The sequence below is a fragment of the Enterobacter sp. BIDMC 27 genome (assembly GCF_000534415.1).
Taxonomy (GTDB): domain Bacteria; phylum Pseudomonadota; class Gammaproteobacteria; order Enterobacterales; family Enterobacteriaceae; genus Enterobacter; species Enterobacter hormaechei_C.
The window spans coordinates 143,356-162,771 of record NZ_KI973178.1 but is presented as its reverse complement, the minus strand read 5'-3'; the positions used below and the strand labels follow the sequence as shown (position 1 = coordinate 162,771).

General features: G+C 56.2%; 19 protein-coding genes. 6 read left to right on the top strand and 13 right to left on the bottom strand.

Annotated features, from left to right (window positions below; all coding sequences use genetic code 11):
* Positions 1-9: 9 nt before the first annotated feature.
* The 3 genes from pflB (at position 10) to L463_RS21690 (ending at position 5,235) form a co-directional block, all read left to right on the top strand.
* Positions 10-2,304: a formate C-acetyltransferase gene (pflB, locus tag L463_RS21680; protein WP_017693941.1), complete on the top strand. Its 2,295-nt coding sequence runs from the start codon at positions 10-12 to the stop codon at positions 2,302-2,304.
* 274 nt (positions 2,305-2,578) lie between these two features.
* Positions 2,579-3,910: an SLC5/6 family protein gene (locus L463_RS21685; RefSeq protein ID WP_017693942.1), complete on the top strand. Its 1,332-nt coding sequence runs from the start codon at positions 2,579-2,581 to the stop codon at positions 3,908-3,910.
* A gap of 20 nt (positions 3,911-3,930) precedes the next feature.
* The gene (locus tag L463_RS21690) at positions 3,931-5,235 is read left to right on the top strand and encodes an L-cysteine desulfidase family protein (protein WP_032104135.1); all 1,305 of its coding nucleotides are present in this window, start codon (positions 3,931-3,933) and stop codon (positions 5,233-5,235) included.
* Positions 5,236-5,315: 80 nt separating this feature from the next.
* On the opposite strand, the gene L463_RS21695 is transcribed toward L463_RS21690, so the two are convergent.
* Positions 5,316-6,017, bottom strand: coding sequence for a pirin family protein (locus L463_RS21695; RefSeq protein ID WP_032104136.1), 702 nt, complete (start codon positions 6,015-6,017; stop codon positions 5,316-5,318).
* A 104-nt stretch (positions 6,018-6,121) separates the two neighbouring features.
* Between L463_RS21695 and yhaJ the strand changes: the two genes are divergently transcribed.
* Positions 6,122-7,024: a DNA-binding transcriptional regulator YhaJ gene (gene yhaJ, locus L463_RS21700; protein ID WP_003862655.1), complete on the top strand. Its 903-nt coding sequence runs from the start codon at positions 6,122-6,124 to the stop codon at positions 7,022-7,024.
* Between the two features lie 38 nt (positions 7,025-7,062).
* Here the strand turns inward: yhaJ and L463_RS21705 are convergent, their stop codons facing one another.
* The 11 genes from L463_RS21705 to L463_RS21755 form a co-directional block, all read right to left on the bottom strand.
* Positions 7,063-7,428, bottom strand: coding sequence for a DUF805 domain-containing protein (locus tag L463_RS21705; protein ID WP_015571946.1), 366 nt, complete (start codon positions 7,426-7,428; stop codon positions 7,063-7,065).
* Positions 7,429-7,534: 106 nt separating this feature from the next.
* Positions 7,535-8,521 carry a glutathione S-transferase family protein gene (locus L463_RS21710; protein WP_003862653.1) on the bottom strand — a complete coding sequence of 329 codons (987 nt, stop codon included), beginning with the start codon at positions 8,519-8,521 and terminating at the stop codon, positions 7,535-7,537.
* Between the two features lie 72 nt (positions 8,522-8,593).
* Positions 8,594-8,986, bottom strand: coding sequence for a DoxX family protein (locus L463_RS21715; protein WP_006812075.1), 393 nt, complete (start codon positions 8,984-8,986; stop codon positions 8,594-8,596).
* A 247-nt stretch (positions 8,987-9,233) separates the two neighbouring features.
* The gene (locus L463_RS21720; RefSeq protein ID WP_003862649.1) at positions 9,234-9,530 is read right to left on the bottom strand and encodes a YqjK-like family protein; all 297 of its coding nucleotides are present in this window, start codon (positions 9,528-9,530) and stop codon (positions 9,234-9,236) included.
* Positions 9,527-9,925, bottom strand: a complete 399-nt coding sequence (locus tag L463_RS21725; RefSeq protein ID WP_003862647.1) for a phage holin family protein — start codon at positions 9,923-9,925, stop codon at positions 9,527-9,529. The genes L463_RS21720 and L463_RS21725 overlap by 4 nt, the downstream gene beginning before the upstream one ends.
* 2 nt (positions 9,926-9,927) lie before the next feature.
* Positions 9,928-10,233, bottom strand: coding sequence for an ElaB/YgaM/YqjD family protein (locus L463_RS21730; RefSeq protein WP_003862645.1), 306 nt, complete (start codon positions 10,231-10,233; stop codon positions 9,928-9,930).
* 29 nt (positions 10,234-10,262) lie between these two features.
* A complete protein-coding gene (locus L463_RS21735) occupies positions 10,263-10,631 on the bottom strand; it encodes a DUF1090 domain-containing protein (RefSeq protein ID WP_017382428.1) in 369 nt (122 codons plus the stop codon).
* A gap of 143 nt (positions 10,632-10,774) precedes the next feature.
* Positions 10,775-11,158 (bottom strand): EnvZ/OmpR regulon moderator MzrA, encoded by a 384-nt coding sequence (mzrA, locus tag L463_RS21740; protein ID WP_003862640.1) that lies wholly within the window; start codon positions 11,156-11,158, stop codon positions 10,775-10,777.
* A gap of 2 nt (positions 11,159-11,160) precedes the next feature.
* Positions 11,161-11,823: a DedA family general envelope maintenance protein YqjA gene (gene yqjA, locus L463_RS21745; RefSeq protein ID WP_003862638.1), complete on the bottom strand. Its 663-nt coding sequence runs from the start codon at positions 11,821-11,823 to the stop codon at positions 11,161-11,163.
* 341 nt (positions 11,824-12,164) lie between these two features.
* The gene (exuR, locus tag L463_RS21750) at positions 12,165-12,941 is read right to left on the bottom strand and encodes a transcriptional regulator ExuR (RefSeq protein WP_003862635.1); all 777 of its coding nucleotides are present in this window, start codon (positions 12,939-12,941) and stop codon (positions 12,165-12,167) included.
* A gap of 188 nt (positions 12,942-13,129) precedes the next feature.
* Positions 13,130-14,428, bottom strand: a complete 1,299-nt coding sequence (locus L463_RS21755) for an MFS transporter (protein WP_015571942.1) — start codon at positions 14,426-14,428, stop codon at positions 13,130-13,132.
* Positions 14,429-14,903: 475 nt separating this feature from the next.
* Between L463_RS21755 and uxaC the strand changes: the two genes are divergently transcribed.
* On the top strand, positions 14,904-16,316 hold the full coding sequence (uxaC, locus tag L463_RS21760; RefSeq protein WP_017382427.1) for a glucuronate isomerase: 1,413 nt from the start codon (positions 14,904-14,906) through the stop codon (positions 16,314-16,316).
* Positions 16,317-16,333: 17 nt separating this feature from the next.
* Positions 16,334-17,821, top strand: coding sequence for a UxaA family hydrolase (locus L463_RS21765; protein ID WP_032104138.1), 1,488 nt, complete (start codon positions 16,334-16,336; stop codon positions 17,819-17,821).
* Positions 17,822-17,907: 86 nt separating this feature from the next.
* Here L463_RS21765 and sstT read toward each other — a convergent pair whose 3' ends face one another.
* The gene (gene sstT / locus L463_RS21770; RefSeq protein ID WP_003862628.1) at positions 17,908-19,149 is read right to left on the bottom strand and encodes a serine/threonine transporter SstT; all 1,242 of its coding nucleotides are present in this window, start codon (positions 19,147-19,149) and stop codon (positions 17,908-17,910) included.
* Between the last annotated feature and the right edge of the window lie 267 nt (positions 19,150-19,416).

Sequence of the window (19,416 nt, the reverse complement as noted above, 5' to 3'; positions counted from 1 at the left end):
GAGAATCTGATGAAAGTAACAATCGATACGGGCGTCGCACCTTACAGCGACGCATGGGCCGGGTTTCGCGGTGAAGAATGGAAAAACGCCATTAACGTGCGCGATTTTATTCAGCATAACTACACCCCTTATGAAGGCGATGAAGCTTTCCTCGCGCAGGCGACGCCAGCAACGACGGCGCTGTGGCAGAAGGTGATGGTCGGCATTCGTCAGGAGAATGCTACTCACGCCCCGGTGGATTTTGACACCAACATCGCCACTACTATTACCGCGCACGGGCCGGGCTATATTGATCAGGAGCTGGAGACGATCGTCGGCCTGCAAACCGACAAGCCGCTCAAGCGCGCCCTGCATCCGTACGGCGGGATCAACATGATCCGCAGCTCGTTCGAAGCCTACGGTCGCGAGATGGATCCGCAGTTTGAATATCTCTTCACAGACCTGCGCAAAACCCACAACCAGGGCGTGTTTGACGTTTACTCCCCGGAGATGATGCGCTGCCGCAAATCGGGGGTGCTGACCGGTCTACCGGACGGCTACGGGCGCGGACGCATCATCGGCGACTACCGTCGCGTGGCGCTGTACGGCATCAGCTATCTGGTGCGCGAGCGTGAACTTCAGTTCGCCGATCTCCAGGGGAAACTGGAGCGCGGAGAAGATCTGGAGGCCACGATCCGCCTGCGCGAGGAGCTGGCGGAGCATAAACGTGCGTTGCTCCAGATCCAGCAGATGGCGGCGAACTATGGCTTTGATATTTCACGTCCGGCGATGAATGCGCAGGAAGCGGTGCAGTGGGTCTACTTTGCCTACCTTGCCGCAGTGAAATCCCAGAATGGCGGGGCGATGTCGCTGGGGCGCACGGCCTCGTTCCTCGATATCTACATTGAACGCGACATGCAGGCAGGAAGGCTGAATGAGGTGCAGGCCCAGGAGCTGATCGACCACTTCATCATGAAGATCCGCATGGTACGTTTCCTGCGCACGCCGGAGTTCGACACGCTCTTCTCCGGCGATCCGATCTGGGCCACGGAAGTGATTGGCGGCATGGGGCTGGATGGCCGTACGCTGGTGACCAAAAACAGCTTCCGCTACCTGCATACCCTGCACACCATGGGGCCTGCGCCGGAGCCAAACCTGACGATCCTCTGGTCCGAACAACTGCCGATCGCGTTCAAGAAATACGCCGCGCAGGTGTCGATCGTCACCTCCTCGCTGCAATACGAGAACGACGATCTGATGCGCGCCGACTTCAACAGCGACGACTACGCCATTGCCTGCTGCGTCAGCCCGATGGTGATCGGCAAGCAGATGCAGTTCTTCGGCGCACGCGCCAACCTGGCGAAAACGCTGCTGTACGCAATCAACGGCGGGGTGGATGAGAAGCTGAAGATCCAGGTGGGGCCGAAAACCGAGCCGCTGCTGGATGAGGTACTGGATTACGACACCGTAATGGCGAGCCTCGATCACTTCATGGACTGGCTGGCGGTACAGTACATCAGCGCGCTGAATCTCATTCACTACATGCATGATAAATACAGCTACGAAGCCTCGCTGATGGCGCTGCACGACCGGGACGTCTACCGCACCATGGCCTGCGGCATTGCCGGGCTGTCGGTGGCGGCGGATTCCCTGTCGGCCATCAAATACGCCACGGTAAAACCGGTGCGCGACCACACCGGTCTGGCGGTCGATTTCGTCATCGAAGGCGACTATCCGCAGTACGGCAACAACGACGATCGCGTGGACAGTATCGCCTGCGATCTGGTCGAGCGCTTTATGAAGAAAATCCAGGCGCTGCCGACGTACCGCAACGCGGTACCGACGCAGTCGATCCTGACCATCACCTCCAACGTGGTTTACGGGCAGAAGACCGGCAACACGCCGGACGGACGTCGCGGCGGCACGCCGTTTGCGCCTGGCGCCAACCCGATGCACGGGCGCGACAGAAAAGGGGCGGTGGCGTCGTTAACCTCGGTCGCCAAGCTGCCGTTCACCTATGCCAAAGACGGGATCTCCTACACCTTCTCCATCGTGCCGCAGGCACTGGGCAAGGACGAGCCGGTGCGCAAAACCAACCTTGTTGGGCTGCTGGACGGATACTTCCACCACGAAGCGACCATTGAGGGCGGGCAACACCTGAACGTCAACGTGATGAACCGGGAGATGCTGCTGGATGCCGTCGCCCATCCGGAGAACTATCCGAACCTGACGATCCGCGTTTCAGGTTATGCGGTGCGGTTTAACGCCCTGACGCGCGAGCAGCAGCAGGACGTGATTTCGAGGACGTTTACGCAGGCGATGTAATACAGGCTTCATCTTCAGCCTCCTCAAATGGGGAGGCTTTTAATTTTGTGAACGCCGTCAATTTTAGAAAACTTACTCTCCTTTCTGCTATCCCGAAGTAATATTATTCTCTCGCTTTAGAAAATCCATATAAAATTTGTGACTTTTTTCTCCCGCGCTCCGGATATGATCTTCCCATATCAATAACTCACACCTGCACCCTCTGACTCGCAATCGCTGGCGATCGGAACCTTATAAAAACAACCAGTTACCCTACAAAATAAGCGAGTGCCCAATGAATATGGCAACAAACAGCAGTGTGATTGTGAGTGATTCCCCTGCGGCAAGGCGGGCGGGAATGAGCGAAAGCGAATGGCGAGAGGCGATCAAATTCGACAGCACCGATACGGGCTGGGTCATCATGAGTATCGGGATGGCTATCGGCGCGGGCATCGTTTTTCTTCCTGTGCAGGTCGGGTTAATGGGGCTGTGGGTGTTTTTACTCTCGTCGATAATTGGTTATCCGGCTATGTACCTGTTCCAGCGCCTGTTTATTAATACGCTGGCGGAATCACCGGAATGCAAAGATTACCCGAGCGTCATTAGCGGTTATTTAGGTAAAAACTGGGGCATCTTATTGGGTGCGCTTTATTTCGTGATGCTGGTGATCTGGATGTTTGTCTATTCCACGGCTATCACCAACGACAGCGCATCCTACCTACACACCTTCGGCGTAACCGACGGTTTGCTGTCGGAAAATCCGTTCTACGGCTTATTCCTGATCTGCATTCTGGTCGCCATTTCGTCGCGCGGTGAAAAATTGCTGTTTAAAGTCTCCAGCCTGATGGTGCTGACCAAATTATTTGTGGTGGCGGCGCTGGGGCTTTCGATGATTGGCCTCTGGCATTTAGCCAACGTCGGTATGCTGCCGCCGATGGGCCTGCTGATTAAAAACGCCATTATTACGCTGCCTTTCACCTTAACCTCCATTCTGTTTATTCAGACATTAAGCCCGATGGTGATTTCCTATCGTTCACGGGAAAAATCCGTAGAGGTGGCGCGTCATAAGGCGCTGCGGGCAATGAATATCGCTTTTGGCGTGCTGTTTGTGACGGTCTTTTTCTACGCGGTCTCCTTTACGCTGGCGATGGGGCACGACGAGGCGGTAAAAGCCTACGAGCAGAATATTTCCGCCCTGGCAATCGCAGCACAGTTCATCAGCGGTGACGGTGCGGGCTGGGTCAAAATCGTCAGCGTGATCCTCAACATTTTTGCCGTGATGACCGCGTTCTTTGGCGTCTATCTCGGCTTTCGTGAGGCGACGCAGGGCATCGTGATGAACATCCTGCGCCGCAAAATGCCGGCGGAGAAAATCAATGAAAGCACCGTCCAGCGCGGGATTATGCTGTTCGCTATCCTGCTGGCCTGGAGCGCGATTGTGTTAAACGCGCCGGTGCTGAGCTTCACCTCCATCTGTAGCCCTATTTTCGGGATGGTGGGCTGCTTAATTCCGGCGTGGCTGGTCTACAAAGTGCCCGCACTTCATAAATATAAAGGCGTATCGCTGGTGATTATTGTGATTACCGGGCTGCTGCTTTGTGTTTCTCCTTTCCTCGCCTTCTCATGAGGCTAAATAAGGTCGTAACGATGTCTGAGCAAATTAATCCTTTATGGAACCATTTTATTCGCGCTGTGCAGGAAGAGGTAAAGCCTGCGCTGGGCTGTACCGAACCCGTCTCGCTGGCGCTGGCGTGCGCGATGGCTGCCGGACAGCTTGACGGTGAGGTGACGCGTATCGAGGCGTGGGTATCGCCGAACCTGATGAAAAACGGGCTTGGCGTAACGGTGCCCGGCACCGGTATGGTCGGTTTACCCATCGCGGCCGCGCTGGGGGCGACAGGCGGTAATGCACACGCCGGGCTGGAGGTGTTGAAAGACGCATCGGCCGAGGCGCTAACGCGCGCCAAAGCACTGCTGAACGCGGGTCTGGTGCAGGTGAAATTGCAGGAGCCGTGCGAGGAGATCCTCTATTCACGCGCCTGCGTTTACGTCGGTGAATCCTCGGCGACGGTGACCATCGCTGGCGGGCACACTCGCGTGGTGGAGGTAGTTTGTCAGGGCGAAACGCGCTTCAGGCTTGACGATCGTCAGAGCCAGAACAACGACGATCCGCTGGCGGTACTCTCGACCACCACGCTGTCGCAGATCCTTGAGTTTGTAGAGCAGGTGCCGATCGACGCGATCCGCTTTATCCTCGATGCGGGGCGGCTGAACGATGCGCTCTCCCGCGAAGGTTTGCGTGGCAACTGGGGGCTGCATATTGGCGCGACGCTCAATAAACAGCGCGCACGCGGCTGGATGGCGCAGGATCTGGGTTCAGACATTATTATCCGCACCAGCGCAGCCTCGGATGCCCGCATGGGAGGCGCGACGCTGCCGGCGATGAGCAACTCGGGTTCCGGGAATCAGGGCATCACCGCCACCATGCCGGTAGTGGTGGTGGCTGAGCACGTTCAGGCCGATGACGAACGGCTGGCGCGGGCGCTGATGCTCTCGCATCTGTCGGCTATCTATATCCACTACCAGCTTCCGCGCTTGTCCGCGTTGTGCGCGGCGACAACGGCCGGAATGGGGGCAGCGGCGGGGATGGCGTGGCTGATGGGCGGATCTTACCAGACCATTGCCATGGCGATCGGCAGTATGATCGGCGACGTGAGCGGGATGATCTGCGATGGGGCCTCTAACAGCTGCGCAATGAAGGTCTCGACCAGCGTCACCAGCGCCTGGAAAGCCGTGATGATGGCGCTGGATGATACTGCGGTGACGGGTAACGAGGGGATTGTGGCGCACGACGTGGAACAGTCTATCGCTAACCTGTGCGCTCTGGCGTGCCGCTCAATGCAGGCGACGGACCGGCAGATCATTGAGATTATGGCGAGTAAGGTGTTGTGATTTAATCCAACCCGTTACCCCTGACCCTAACCCTCTCCCATAGGGAGAGGGAACCGATCGAGCGAGGGGGCGTGTTGATCTTAAACCGGCAAATCAATCAGCAGCGCGCGCAGCGGCGTATCGGCAACCAGGGTGATATTCGCTTCGTCACGAATAAACGCCCCGTCACCGCAGGTGAGCGCTTCTTTCTCTTCCGTATGCGTGACCGCATGCACCGTTCCGTGAATGGACTGCAAATAGGCACGCGGGCCATGAAGCTGGAAGCTCGCCTGTTCACCTTTTTTCAGTTCGATATGGTGCAGCCACACCTGCTGGCGCAACTGCAAGCTGCCTTTGCTGCCGTCTGGCGAGGCAATCAGCTGCTGTTTACCGCCCTTCAGATCGATTTTTTGCACCAGCGGATTTTCCCGCTCCGGACAGGCATCCAGCCACAGCTGCATGCGGGTCAGCGTTTTATCTTTGCTGAGGTTATGCTCGCTGTAGCTAATACCTGGCTGCGTGGAAATTAACAGCGCCTCGCCAGCCTTTGCCTGGACATGATTGCCCTCGCTATCGCGGTATTCTGCCTCGCCTTCCAGGATCAGGTTCAGGATATCGACTTTAGGGTACGTGCGCGGCTGGAAGGACGCGCCCGGGGCGAGCATTTCCTGATTCAATACGCGCAGTGAAGCGTAACCGAGGAGTTTAGGGTCAAAGTAGTGTCCAAAGGAAAAGGTGTAGCGGGCCTGCAACCAACCGAAATCGGCTTGTCCGCACTGTTTCGCTGTTCTTGTCGTAATCATAAACTTGACCTCTCTTTACACTAAATCAATGGTAAAGGTATGGACGCTGCATTGTTAGCCAGATATTCTGCCTGGTATGTTCAAATTTCCTGAATGAGAACGAGATGGCTAAAGAGAGAGCATTGACGCTTGAGGCGCTTCGCGTCATGGACGCGATTGACAGGCGCGGCAGTTTTGCCGCGGCGGCAGATGAACTGGGGCGCGTTCCGTCTGCCCTGAGCTATACCATGCAAAAGCTGGAAGAGGAGCTGGATGTGGTGCTCTTTGACCGTTCCGGTCATCGAACAAAATTCACCAACGTTGGGCGGATGCTGCTGGAGCGCGGCCGCGTATTGCTGGAAGCGGCGGATAAGCTGACGACCGATGCCGAAGCGCTGGCCCGCGGCTGGGAAACCCATCTGACGCTGGTGACCGAAGCGCTGGTGCCCACCGAGGCGCTGTTCCCGCTGGTGGACAGACTGGCCGCGAAAGCCAATACCCAGCTGTCGATCATCACCGAGGTGCTGGCCGGGGCGTGGGAGCGTCTTGAGACGGGCAGGGCGGATATCGTGATTGCGCCGGACATGCATTTCCGCTCATCGTCAGAAATCAATTCGCGCAAACTGTACAGCGTGATGAACGTCTACGTCGCAGCCCCGGATCACCCTATCCATCAGGAGCCGGAGCCGCTCTCTGAGGTCACGCGCGTGAAATACCGCGGCGTGGCGGTCGCGGATACCGCCCGAGAGCGCCCGGTGTTAACGGTACAGTTGCTGGATAAACAGCCGCGACTGACGGTAACGTCGCTGGAAGATAAGCGACAGGCGCTCCTGGCGGGGCTGGGCGTGGCGACTATGCCGTACCCGTTTGTCGAAAAGGACATTGCAGAAGGGCGGCTGCGCGTCGTCAGCCCGGAATACACCAGCGAAGTGGATATCATTATGGCGTGGCGTCGCGACAGCATGGGCGAAGCCAAATCGTGGTGTTTGCGTGAAATTCCAAAGCTCTTTGCCCACCACAACAAATAAGCGTAGGCCCGGTAAGCGTAAGCGCCACCGGGCAGAATTTACGCGCTTGCCTTAGGATCCGGACCAAAGCGGTTTTCGCCCGGCGTCCCGCTCTGACAGTTGAAAATCAAAATCACGATCCAGCCGATAAGCGGGATCAACAGCAACAGCAGCCACCACGCCGAACGATCGGTGTCGTGGAGACGACGAAACAGTACGGCCCATGAAGGCAGCAGAACTAACACACCATAAATGGTGGTGAGAATGCCTTCACCCCCCTCGCGTTCCCAGCCGAGGATCTTGTCCACAATGCCCAGCACCATAATCAGGACGAAGTTCACCAGAACGAACATCCAGTACTCTTTACGGCGGGCACGGCCACCAAATCCAACGTAGTTGCGCAGTACTTTTAAATACCAGTCCATTTTTCCTTGCCTCTTAATCAGTCAATCACTTGTTTTCTAAGCGATCGAGGTAAGGATAGATGTATGCTGTGAATTAAAAAAGGGAATCAATTGATTCCCTAAATAATTATCCGAAACGCACGTCGCGCCCGTGCGGTTCATCCAGGTCCTGCCACGGGCCAATGGAGATAATGCCCGTTGGGTTGATGGTCTTATGACTGCGGAAATAGTGGGTGCGAATATGGTCAAAATTGACCGTCTCCGCAATCCCCGGCATCTGATAGATGTCGCGCAGGAAACCGTGCAGGTTCAGGTAATCACTGATGCGATGCTTGTCGCACTTGAAGTGGGTGACATACACCGGATCAAAGCGGATCAGCGTCGTCCACAGGCGGATGTCTGCTTCGGTGAGGCGATCGCCCGTTAAATAACGATGCTGGCCGAGGATCTGCTCCAGGCGCTCCAGGGATCCAAACACGTTGCCGACCGCTTCGTCGTACGCTTCCTGACTGGTGGCAAAGCCCGCTTTGTAGACGCCGTTGTTGACGTTGTCGTAGATCCAGCCGTTCAGCTCGTCAATTTTCTCGCGCAGCTCAACCGGGTAGTAATCCCCGGCGCGGGCACCGTGCGCGTCAAACGCGGTATTGAACATGCGAATGATTTCAGCGGATTCATTGCTGACGATCGTCTGGTTTTTCTTGTCCCACAGCACAGGCACCGTTACGCGTCCGGTGTAGTGCGGATCGGCGCGCAGATAGAGCTGATACAGGAAATCGTGATGATAAAGCTCATCACCCGTCGCGGCCGGGAAGTCACTGTCGAACGTCCAGCCGTTTTCCAGCATCAGCGGGTTAACCACCGAAACCGGAATTAACGATTCGAGACCTTTAAGTTTGCGCACAATCAGCGTGCGGTGCGCCCACGGACAGGCGAGAGAAACATACAGATGATAACGATCTTTTTCCGCCGCAAAGCCCCCTTCGCCACTCGGGCCGGGTGCGCCGTCGGCGGTCAGCCAGTTACGGAAGGCCGAAACAGAGCGCTTAAAGCGTCCACCGGTGGATTTGGTGTCATACCAGACATCCTGCCAGACGCCGTCTACGAGTTGTCCCATTTTTTACTCCTCCGTCAGATAGCAAAAGCGAGGAGATTTCTCCTCGCTTTGAATGTAATCAGTATAGCCTGCTTACCACTTCTTATTCAGAAGACGGTCGATGCTGTAGGCGCCCGGGCCCGTGATAGCCAGCAGCAGGAAGCCACCCGCGATGGTCAGGTTTTTCATGAACATCAGGGAGTTCACGCCTTCCGCAAAGTTGCTGTGGAAGATGAACGCGGTCAGCAGGGTAAAGCCTGCGGTGAACAGCGCCGTGGTGCGGGTCAGGAAACCGAACAGCACTGCCAGGCCGCCGCCGAACTCAAGCAGAATGGTCAGTGGCAGCAGGAACCCCGGCACGCCCATCGCTTCCATATACTGCTGAGTGCCCGCATAGCCGGTAATTTTGCCCCAGCCTGCGGTGATGAACAGAACAGGCATCAGAATACGCGCTACCAGTACACCAACATCTTCTAATTTTTTCATTTTACTCTCCAGGAAACCACATCAGCGGCTAAACGTTATTTGCGTGCAAATTCGGGTAGATACCGCGTCTTTGCTGTCGATGGAGAGGAGTGTAAACGGGGCGGATGGCAAATGTTAGCAAGGAAAACTGTTAATCTTCTTCAAAGATATTGAGTAAGGGAGGGGGTTTTGCCGGGTGGCGGCTACGCCTTACCCGGCCTACACGCAATCGTAGGCCGGGTAAGCGCAGCGTCACCCGGCAAGAAGGCTAGCGCAACTGCTGTTGTCGCAGCGTGGTTTTCACCAGACGCCAGGCGCTCCAGGCGCCAAAGCCGCGGCGTGCCCAGCGGATCAGCATGTTAGGATGCCGAACCGACCAGATCGCCATCACGCTGCTGCCGACCAGCGCCCATGAGCGCAGGCTCAGGACCGTGTTCCAGCCGCGGTCAAACCGATGCGTGGCTTCAACCCAATCTCGACGGCTGGCAGACAAATCCAGCCGCTGCTGCTGGATTTGGCTCAACAGATACGCTTTCCGCTTTTGACGTTCGGCTTTGTCGCTCACGACTTATCATCCTCCAGCAGGGCGCGGTCGTTGGCCAGCTCCTGGCGCGTATGGCGCAGGAAGGTCGACGTGCGCGCTTTATGCAGGGTCCAGATACCGCCTATCAGCGCCGCCACCAGCAGAACCACGGTAGTCGCAATCATCGCGTTCAGACGATACTGTGGATCGATAGCCCAGATGATTAACACCATCAGGCTCATCAGACCAAACGCGGCAAAGAGCATCGTAAGCCCAAGCATGAGCAGCATCTGGAAGAGGTTGGCTTTCTCCTCTTCCAGCTCCACTACCGCAAGCCGGACGCGCGTTTCGGCAATCCCGACCAGCGTCGTAAGAATACGCTGGCCGATGCCGAGGACGTTTTTAGCAGGCCCTTGTGCGTGACGTGGATCTTCCATAATCAACGACGCGTCAGCAGGACACCCAGCACCACACCCACTGCGGCGCCAATACCTACACCCGTCCATGGATTATCACGTACATATTCGTCTGCGCGCGCTGCCGCTTCGCGGGTCTGTTTCGCCAGCGCATCACCGGTTTCGCCCAGACGGTAACGGCTCTCTTTCAGTGCCTGCTCCGCTTTGCTGCGCAGTTTACTTACTTCTTCTTTCGATTTATCCGCAGAAGAGTTCAGCACCTCTTCCAGGGTGTCCGCCAGGGATTTCAGTTCAGCGCGCAGATTTTCTGAAGTTGTATCTTTTGACATGATTCTCTCCTGTTGAGATTTCCGTTAACTCAATAATCGCGAGCTTCCAGCGCTTTCAGTTCGTCCTGCGCCTCTTGCAACTTCCTCTCGCGCTTGGCAATTTTTTCCGCGTCACCTTTCTCTTTCGCTTCCTGTAGGTCTTGACGGCGCTCGGCTATCTCGTCCTTCTGTTCAGCGATTTTTTCCTGATGATCGGCACGCAGCTTGCTGTCCGTACAGTTGTCTTTCACTTCGCTCAACGCTTTTTTCAGCCCGTCGATCCGGTGCTGATTGTTATGCTTTTCGGCATAACTGATTTCGCGTTGGATATCCTGTTCTTTCTCCTGACAAAGAGACATAGCGAAGGAAGCTGTGCTTAAAGAAAAAAGGGCCAGAGCCAGAGTGATGCGGTATTTCATTATAGAAACCTTCCATTGTGTTACGGCGTAAGCCGTGTTCCAGAACTATGCGGAGAACATCTGAGGGGTGCTCCGCGTACTTAAGCATAGTAAGTAAACGGGAGTTTCACCAAAGTAGGTGAAAATATTCGGAATCTTAGTCGTTAACCAAATCGATGCGACGTGTCGCGTAACCGTGACATCCAGGAGGCTACGTGGCTGTCATCATCCTGTTGCGCAATGATGTAACCCTGCGGCAGCGTGCGGTCCAGCACGGCTTTCGCCGCGGCGCTTTGCGCACTTGAGTCAAATTTTATCAGCAGCACATCGTCTTGCGGCGTGATGCTCTTAAAGCGGATCCCGTTTGCGTCCAGATGATGCCAGATGGAAAAACCATCCGGCACGCTGGTTCCCTGGCTCACAGGACGGATAGCCAGCGTCGACTCCTGATGCTGTAGCGCAGACCACAGCAGGATAAGAGCGCTGAACATCATCAGCGCGACGATAGCGTAAGAGAAGCGGCGCAGCGCGAGCGGGGAGATAACCATCGTTAACCCCTGGCTCCGTATTTCTTCTTCCACAGTACGACCAGGGACCCGACCAGGCCAAACACCAGCAGAACGACGGGCAGTAGCATCAGGCAAGACATCAGCTGATCTTCATATTTCATAAAGACCGGCGTTTTACCCAGCGCGTAGCCGAGCGTGGTCAGGATCAGCACCCACAGCAAGCCGCTCATCCAGTTAAAGAACTGGAAGCGCGTACTGCTCAGGCCGGACAAGCCCGCAATGGTGGGCAGCAGGGTGCGTACGAATGCGATAAAGCGGCCGATCAGTAAGGCGGAAAGCCCATGCTTATGGAAAAGGTGGTGCGCTCGCTGGTGGTAATGGGCCGGAAGGTGCGAAAGCCAGTTCTGAACGATTCGCGTGTTACCCAGCCATCGCCCCTGAATGTAACTCACCCAGCAGCCCAGGCTGGCGGCAATGGTCAAAAGCAGGACCGTTTGCGGGAAAGCCATCGCCCCTTTTGCACAGAGCACCCCGACCAGCACCAGCAGGCTGTCGCCGGGTAAAAAGGCAGCAGGCAGCAGACCGTTCTCAAGGAACAGGATCATAAATAACACAAAGTAGAGCATGCCAATCATGGACGGGTTGGCCAGCGTTTCGAAATCCTGAGCCCAGAGGGCGTTCAGTAGTTGGGTCAAAAGTTCCATTCAGTGTTCCTGGAAATCGGTTAACGTCACGCCTGTCATTCGGGAAAACAGCACGGCGACATTGTTATGATTTCATTATGGTCGCTCGCGGACACATTGATGTGTGGCCAACACTGTTCCCTGTTAATTGGCTGGTTAGCAAGCACTAACTTACAAAATAACGAAGTGAATCCAATTGTAACAAAGCCCGACGTTCTGCGTCACAGAATTTGAGGGGAAACACGATTTTGGCGTAAGCCACGGAGGGGAGCGAGATATTTTACAAAGGCTGACACTATAGAGGTTTTCTTACCCTGTCTGGCCGGAAGGCGCGGCGGTGCGCCTGCCAGCCGTTCGGGGGATTATTTTGCGAGATTGGTCGCGGTATCGAGGTGAACGACCGGATTATCGGCAAAAAGATAGCGGTCTGCGTTAAATTCAAAGTCATCACTTGTTTCATTAAACAGCATCTGTTTGGTGTTCTCCAGGTGCTGCCACATTGCCAGTTTCGCCGCATGCGGATCTTTACGAATCAGAGCCTTAAGAATCTGGTCGTGGTCATCACACCAGTTATCTACCGTACGGGAATCAATGTGATCGTGCAATTTCTTCCAGTACGGGTTGTGAACGCGCTGAGTCCACATTTTTTCAACGATTGCCGCCAGCGCCGTGTTCTGAGTCGCAAGGGCGACCTGGACGTGGAATTGCAGGTCCCATTCGGAATCGCGGAAACATTTTTCTTTACGCGCATGATCCTGGATTTCCATCAGCTTCATGATGTCCTGCTTGGTCACCTGCGTCGCAGCAAATTCCGCAATGTTGCTTTCAATCAGCTGGCGAGCCTGGAGAAGCTCAAACGGACCGTAGCTGGCAAACTCCAGACTTTCGTCCGGGGTGGGGGAGTGTTTCGCCTGGCTGGAAATCACATGAATGCCGGAACCTTTGCGTACCTCAACATACCCTTCCACTTCCAGCATGATGATGGCTTCGCGGACCACCGTGCGGCTGACGCTTTTTTCATCCGCAATGAAACGCTCAGCGGGAAGTTTATCACCGACAAGATAGACCCCTTGCTCGATGCGATCTTTCAGCTCGGCGGCAAGTTGTTGATATAAACGACGTGATTCGGTGATTTCCATATGCGCTCCAGGCAGGGTACGGCGAATGATTTGTTATACCACTTTTGCGTGCCACTCTCCAGATTTCACCATGAAAAAAGCCGCCCGGAGGCGGCTTTTGAGAAGATTTTGCCGGGTGCGCTTCGCTTGCGCGGGCCTATGGGTTTTGTAGGCCGGGTAAGGCGTAGCCGCCACCCGGCACAACAACGCTAACTCTGCGTCGCCGGTCCCCCAAGGGACTCTTTCGCCAGTTCATCGGCGGATTTGCTCTTCAGCACCGTCCAGATAACCACCGCACCCATCAGGTCGAAGATAGCCAGTACCGCGAACAGCGGGCTGAAACCAATCGTATCTGCCAGCGCGCCGACCACCAGCGCAAACAGGGTACTTGCGGTCCAGGCGGCCATCCCGGTCAGGCCGTTGGCGGTAGCGACTTCGTTACGACCAAACACGTCGGACGAGAGCGTAATCAGCGCACCGGACAGAGACTGGTGAGCAAAGCCCCCGATACACAGCAGGGCGATAGCCACGTAAGGGCTGGTGAACAGGCCGATCATGCCCGGGCCGATCATCAGCAGGGCGCCCATGGTGACCACCATCTTACGGGACACAATCAGGTTCACGCCAAACCAGCGCTGGAACAGCGGTGGCAGGTAGCCGCCGACGATACAGCCCAGGTCTGCAAACAGCATTGGCATCCAGGCGAACATCGCGATCTCTTTCAGGTTAAAGCCGTAAACTTTAAACATGAACAGCGGGATCCAGGCGTTAAACGTACCCCAGGCCGGTTCTGCCAGGAAGCGTGGCAGGGCGATACCCCAGAACTGACGGGTGCCCAGGATCTGCCAGACGGACATCTTTTTGCCGTTGTCGGTCTGATGCTGAGATTCCTGACCATTGATAATGTAGTCACGTTCTTCGTCAGACAGCTTTTTCTGATCGCGTGGGTGTTTATAGAAGATCAGCCACGCCATGGCCCAGGCAAAGCTCAGCACACCGGAGATGATGAACGCCATCTGCCAGCTGTGCATCACAATCGCCCACACCACCAGTGGCGGAGCAATCATCGCCCCGATGGAGGAGCCCACGTTGAAGTAACCGACAGCGATTGAACGCTCTTTTGCCGGGAACCATTCAGAGCTGGCTTTCAGACCCGCGGGGATCATCGCTGCTTCGGCAGCACCTACCGCACCACGCGCCAGCGCCAGTCCGCCCCAACTGCCGGCCAGCGCGGTCGCCCCACAGAAGACGGCCCAGGCTACAGCGAAGAAGGCATAACCAATTTTTGTACCCAGAATATCAAGAACATAACCTGCAACAGGCTGCATTACGGTGTAAGCGGCAGAGTAAGCCGCAATGATGTAAGAGTATTGCTGCGTGGAGATATGTAACTCTTCCATCAACGTTGGCGCCGCTGCTGCCACGGTGTTACGTGTCAGGTAGCCCAGCACGGTGCCGAGCGTCACCAGTGCGATCATGTACCAACGTAACCCTTTAATTTTACGCATGTAAAACCTCATCGTTATGTTATTTCCGTGTCGGGACACGGCAACAACTCAACCGTTGCCGGGAGCTGTTCTGTAACGGGAGGGGCGTAACCGGGAACCTGTCCCGGAACGGCCCGAACCTTGCCATAAGTAATCGTGCTAAGTCGGCTTCCGTACCGTTAAATCCGATGTATCAAACACCGGTAATGCATTCCGTCGGCTTATAGTTTGCGACGGCGAAAAGATAACTTGTCATACAACTTTAAAAGGTGAGTGACATCACAAAAGTGTGAATCTTTGTAGGGACATTATGCGGCGTGCGCAAAGCCAGAACTGGCGCGGTCTGCGAGAGGGTTTACCCCTTTGAGGGTAATTTATTTGTCGACGTTTATTGATCTAACTCACGAAAAAAACGTCGGACTCTGGAAATTGGTGTGATAACTTTGCAGCATCTGAACATAAGCTTTCTGACGCTCCCGTAATGAGGAAGACGATAATGACACCGTTTATGACCGACGATTTTCTGCTAGATACCGAATTTGCTCGCCGCCTGTACCACGACTACGCAAAAGACCAGCCGATTTTCGACTACCACTGCCATTTACCGCCGCAGCAGGTTGCCGAAAATTACCGTTTCAAAAACCTGTATGATATCTGGCTGAAGGGTGACCACTATAAGTGGCGCGCAATGCGCACCAACGGCGTGGCCGAGCGCCTGTGTACCGGCGACGCGACCGATCGCGAGAAGTTTGACGCCTGGGCCGCTACCGTTCCTCACACCATCGGTAACCCGTTATACCACTGGACGCACCTCGAACTGCGTCGTCCGTTTGGTATCACCGGCAAGCTGCTTTCTCCCGCCACGGCGGATGAAATCTGGGATCAGTGCAACGAACTGCTGGCGCAGGATAGCTTCTCGGCGCGCGGCATCATGCAGCAGATGAACGTGAAGATGGTGGGCACCACCGACGATCCGGTCGACTCTCTGGAACATCACGCGGTTGTCGCGAAGGACAGCACGTTTGACATCAAAGTGCTGCCAAGCTGGCGCCCGGATAAAGCCTTCAACATCGAGCTGCCGACCTTTAACGACTACATGGCGAAGCTGGCGGAAGTTTCGGATACCGACATTCGTCGCTTTGGCGATCTGCAAACCGCGCTGACCAAACGTCTGGATCACTTTGCCGCACACGGCTGTAAAGTGTCTGACCACGCGCTGGACGTAGTGCTGTTCGCGGAATCCAGTGAAGCTGAGCTGGACAGTATTCTGGCGCGTCGTCTCTCCGGCGAAGCCCTGAGCGAGCACGAAGTGGCGCAGTTTAAAACCGCGGTGCTGGTGTTCCTCGGTGCGGAATATGCCCGTCGCGGCTGGGTTCAGCAGTATCACATCGGCGCGCTGCGTAATAACAACCAGCGTCAGTTCAAACTGCTGGGCGCGGACGTAGGCTTTGACTCCATCAACGACCGTCCGATGGCGGAAGAGCTGTCAAAACTGCTGAGCAAACAGAACGAGCAAAACCTGCTGCCAAAAACCATTCTGTACTGCCTGAACCCGCGCGATAACGAAGTGCTGGGCACTATGATCGGCAACTTCCAGGGCGAAGGGATGCCGGGCAAGATGCAGTTCGGTTCCGGCTGGTGGTTTAACGATCAGAAAGACGGCATGGAGCGTCAGATGACGCAGCTGGCGCAGCTCGGCCTGCTGAGCCGCTTCGTTGGCATGCTGACCGACAGCCGCAGTTTCCTCTCCTATACCCGCCATGAATATTTCCGCCGCATTCTGTGCCAGATGATTGGCCGCTGGGTGCACGCGGGCGAAGCGCCAGCGGATATCCAGCTGCTGGGCGAAATGGTGAGAAACATCTGCTTTAACAATGCGCGTGACTACTTCGCCATTGAACTGAACTAAGGCCGTTTGAGGTTGATATGCAATACATCAAAATCCATTCGCTGGATAACGTTGCCGTCGCGCTGGCCGATTTAGCCGAAGGGACGGAAGTGACCTTCGACAACCAGTCGGTGACGTTACGCCAGGCCATTGGACGTGGACATAAGTTTGCCCTGATCCCCATCGCGAAAGGGGAGAACGTGGTGAAGTACGGTTTGCCCATCGGTCATGCGCTGGCGGATATTGCGCCGGGTGAATACATTCATTCCCACAATACCCGCACCAATCTCAGCGATCTGGACGAGTACAGCTATCAACCTGACTTCCAGGCAGAAGAAGGACAGGCGGCCGATCGTGAGGTGCAGATCTACCGCCGCGTCAGCGGGGAGGTGGGGATCCGCAATGAACTGTGGATCCTCCCGACCGTCGGCTGCGTGAACGGGATCGCGCGTCAAATTCAGACGCGTTTCCTGAAAGAGACCAACAATGCTGAAGGCACCGACGGCGTGCATCTGTTCAGCCATACCTACGGTTGTTCCCAACTGGGCGACGACCACATCAATACCCGCACTATGCTGCAAAATATGGTGCGTCACCCGAACGCGGGGGCGGTGCTGGTGATTGGCCTCGGCTGTGAAAACAATCAGGTCGACGCCTTCCGCGACACGCTGGGCGAGTTCGATCCTGAGCGCGTGCACTTTATGGTGTGTCAGCACCAGGACGACGAAGTGGAAGCGGGCGTTGAACAGCTGCACCAGCTGTATGAGGTGATGCGTCACGACAAGCGCGAGCCGGGCAAGCTGAGTGAACTGAAGTTTGGCCTGGAGTGCGGCGGATCTGACGGGCTTTCCGGCATTACCGCTAACCCGATGCTGGGCCGCTTCTCAGATTACGTGATTGCCAACGGTGGCACGACAGTGCTGACCGAAGTGCCGGAGATGTTCGGCGCAGAGCGCATTCTGATGAGCCACTGCCGCGACGAAGAGACCTTTGAGAAGACCGTCACCATGGTCAACGATTTCAAACAGTACTTCATCGCCCATAACCAGCCGATTTATGAGAACCCGTCGCCGGGTAACAAGGCGGGCGGGATCACCACGCTGGAAGAGAAATCCCTGGGCTGCACCCAGAAAGCGGGCGCCAGCCAGGTAGTGGACGTGCTGCGCTACGGTGAACGGCTGAAAACGCACGGTCTGAACCTGCTGAGCGCACCGGGCAACGATGCGGTCGCCACCAGTGCGCTGGCGGGAGCGGGCTGTCACATGGTGCTGTTCAGTACCGGGCGCGGCACGCCGTACGGCGGATTTGTGCCAACGGTGAAAATCGCCACTAACAGCGAGCTGGCGGCGAAGAAAAAACACTGGATCGACTTTGATGCCGGCCAGCTGATCCACGGCAAAGCGATGCCGCAGCTGCTGAGCGAATTCGTGGACACGATTGTGGAATTTGCCAGCGGCAGGCAGACCTGCAACGAGAAGAACGACTTCCGCGAGCTGGCGATCTTTAAGAGTGGTGTGACGCTATAAGTGCTTTGTCGGGTGGCGCTAGCGCTTACCCGACCTACTAAATCCTGTAGGCCCGGTAAGGCGTAGCCGCCACCGGGCTTGTCTTTTTAACTGCGCAGGGCGTTCTTCGCTAAACGTGCATCTTCCGCCTGACAGGCCGCTGCGGTAAACAGCACGTCGGTAGAGGAGTTCAGCGCGGTTTCGCAGGAATCCTGCAATACGCCGATAATGAAGCCGACCGCGACAACCTGCATGGCAATCTCGTTCGGAATACCGAACATGTTACAGGCCAGCGGGATCAGCAGCAGCGAGCCGCCCGCCACACCGGAGGCGCCACAGGCACACAGTGATGCAACGACGCTCAGCAGCAGCGCGGTCGGCAGATCCACCGGAATGCCCAGCGTATGCACCGCCGCCAGCGTCAGCACGGTGATGGTGATCGCCGCACCTGCCATGTTCACGGTTGCACCCAGAGGAATCGACACCGAATAGGTATCGCGATCCAGATTCAGCTTCTCCGCCAGCGCCATGTTGACCGGAATGTTTGCCGCCGAGCTGCGGGTGAAGAAGGCATACACGCCGCTTTCACGCAGGCAGGTCAGCACCAGCGGATACGGGTTGCGGCGGATCTGCCAGAACACCAGCAGCGGGTTGATCACCAGCGCCACCAGCAGCATACAGCCGACCAGGACGACCAGCAGCTGCGCGTAGCCCCACAGTGCATCGAAACCGGTGGTGGCCAGCGTCGAAGAAACCAGACCAAAGATCCCGACTGGCGCAAAGCGAATCACCAGCTTCACCATAAAGGTCACGGCGTTGGACAAATCGTTGACCAGGTTTTTCGTGGTCTCGTTGCCGTGACGCAGCGCGAAGCCCAGACCAATCGCCCAGACCAGGATGCCAATGTAGTTTCCGCTCATCAGTGCGGTGATGGGGTTAGAGACCATGCTCATCAGCAGGCCGCGAAGGACTTCCACAATCCCGGACGGCGGGGTGATATCACCGGCCGCGCTGGTCAGGTGCAGCGTGGACGGGAACAGGAAGCTAAACACCACGGCCGTTAAGGCAGCAGAGAAGGTTCCCAGCAGATACAGGAACAGAATAGGGCGAATGTTGGTTTTTTGTCCGTGCTGGTGGTTGGCAATCGACGCCATCACCAGCATCAGCACCAGTACCGGGGCGACGGCCTTCAGGGCGCCCACAAACAGCGTCCCGAGCAGCCCCGTGGCCTCCGCGGCAGGTTTTGACACCATCGCCAGCAGAATACCCAGTACCAACCCGACCAGAATTTGTTTTACAAGACTGCCCTGCGCCAGGCGCGCGAACAGACCGCGTGATTGTGTGCTCATACGTTATTCCTGAGTGAAATTGCGTTCCATCCTGATGTGCTCTAGGTCACATTTGTGTCCGGATGTAAGTATTTGTTTGCCTGGTTGAGTATCAGGGAAAGCAGCGAAAGGCGGAAGCGTAAAATGCTGGATTTTACGTGCTGCGTCATGTTTTTTAACTATTGGTTAACGAAAGTGCCGGGTGGCGCTACGCTTACCCGGCCTACATTGCATTTCCCCCTCTCCCTGTGGGAGAGGGTTGGGGTGAGGGCATCAGCCCGCACCGAA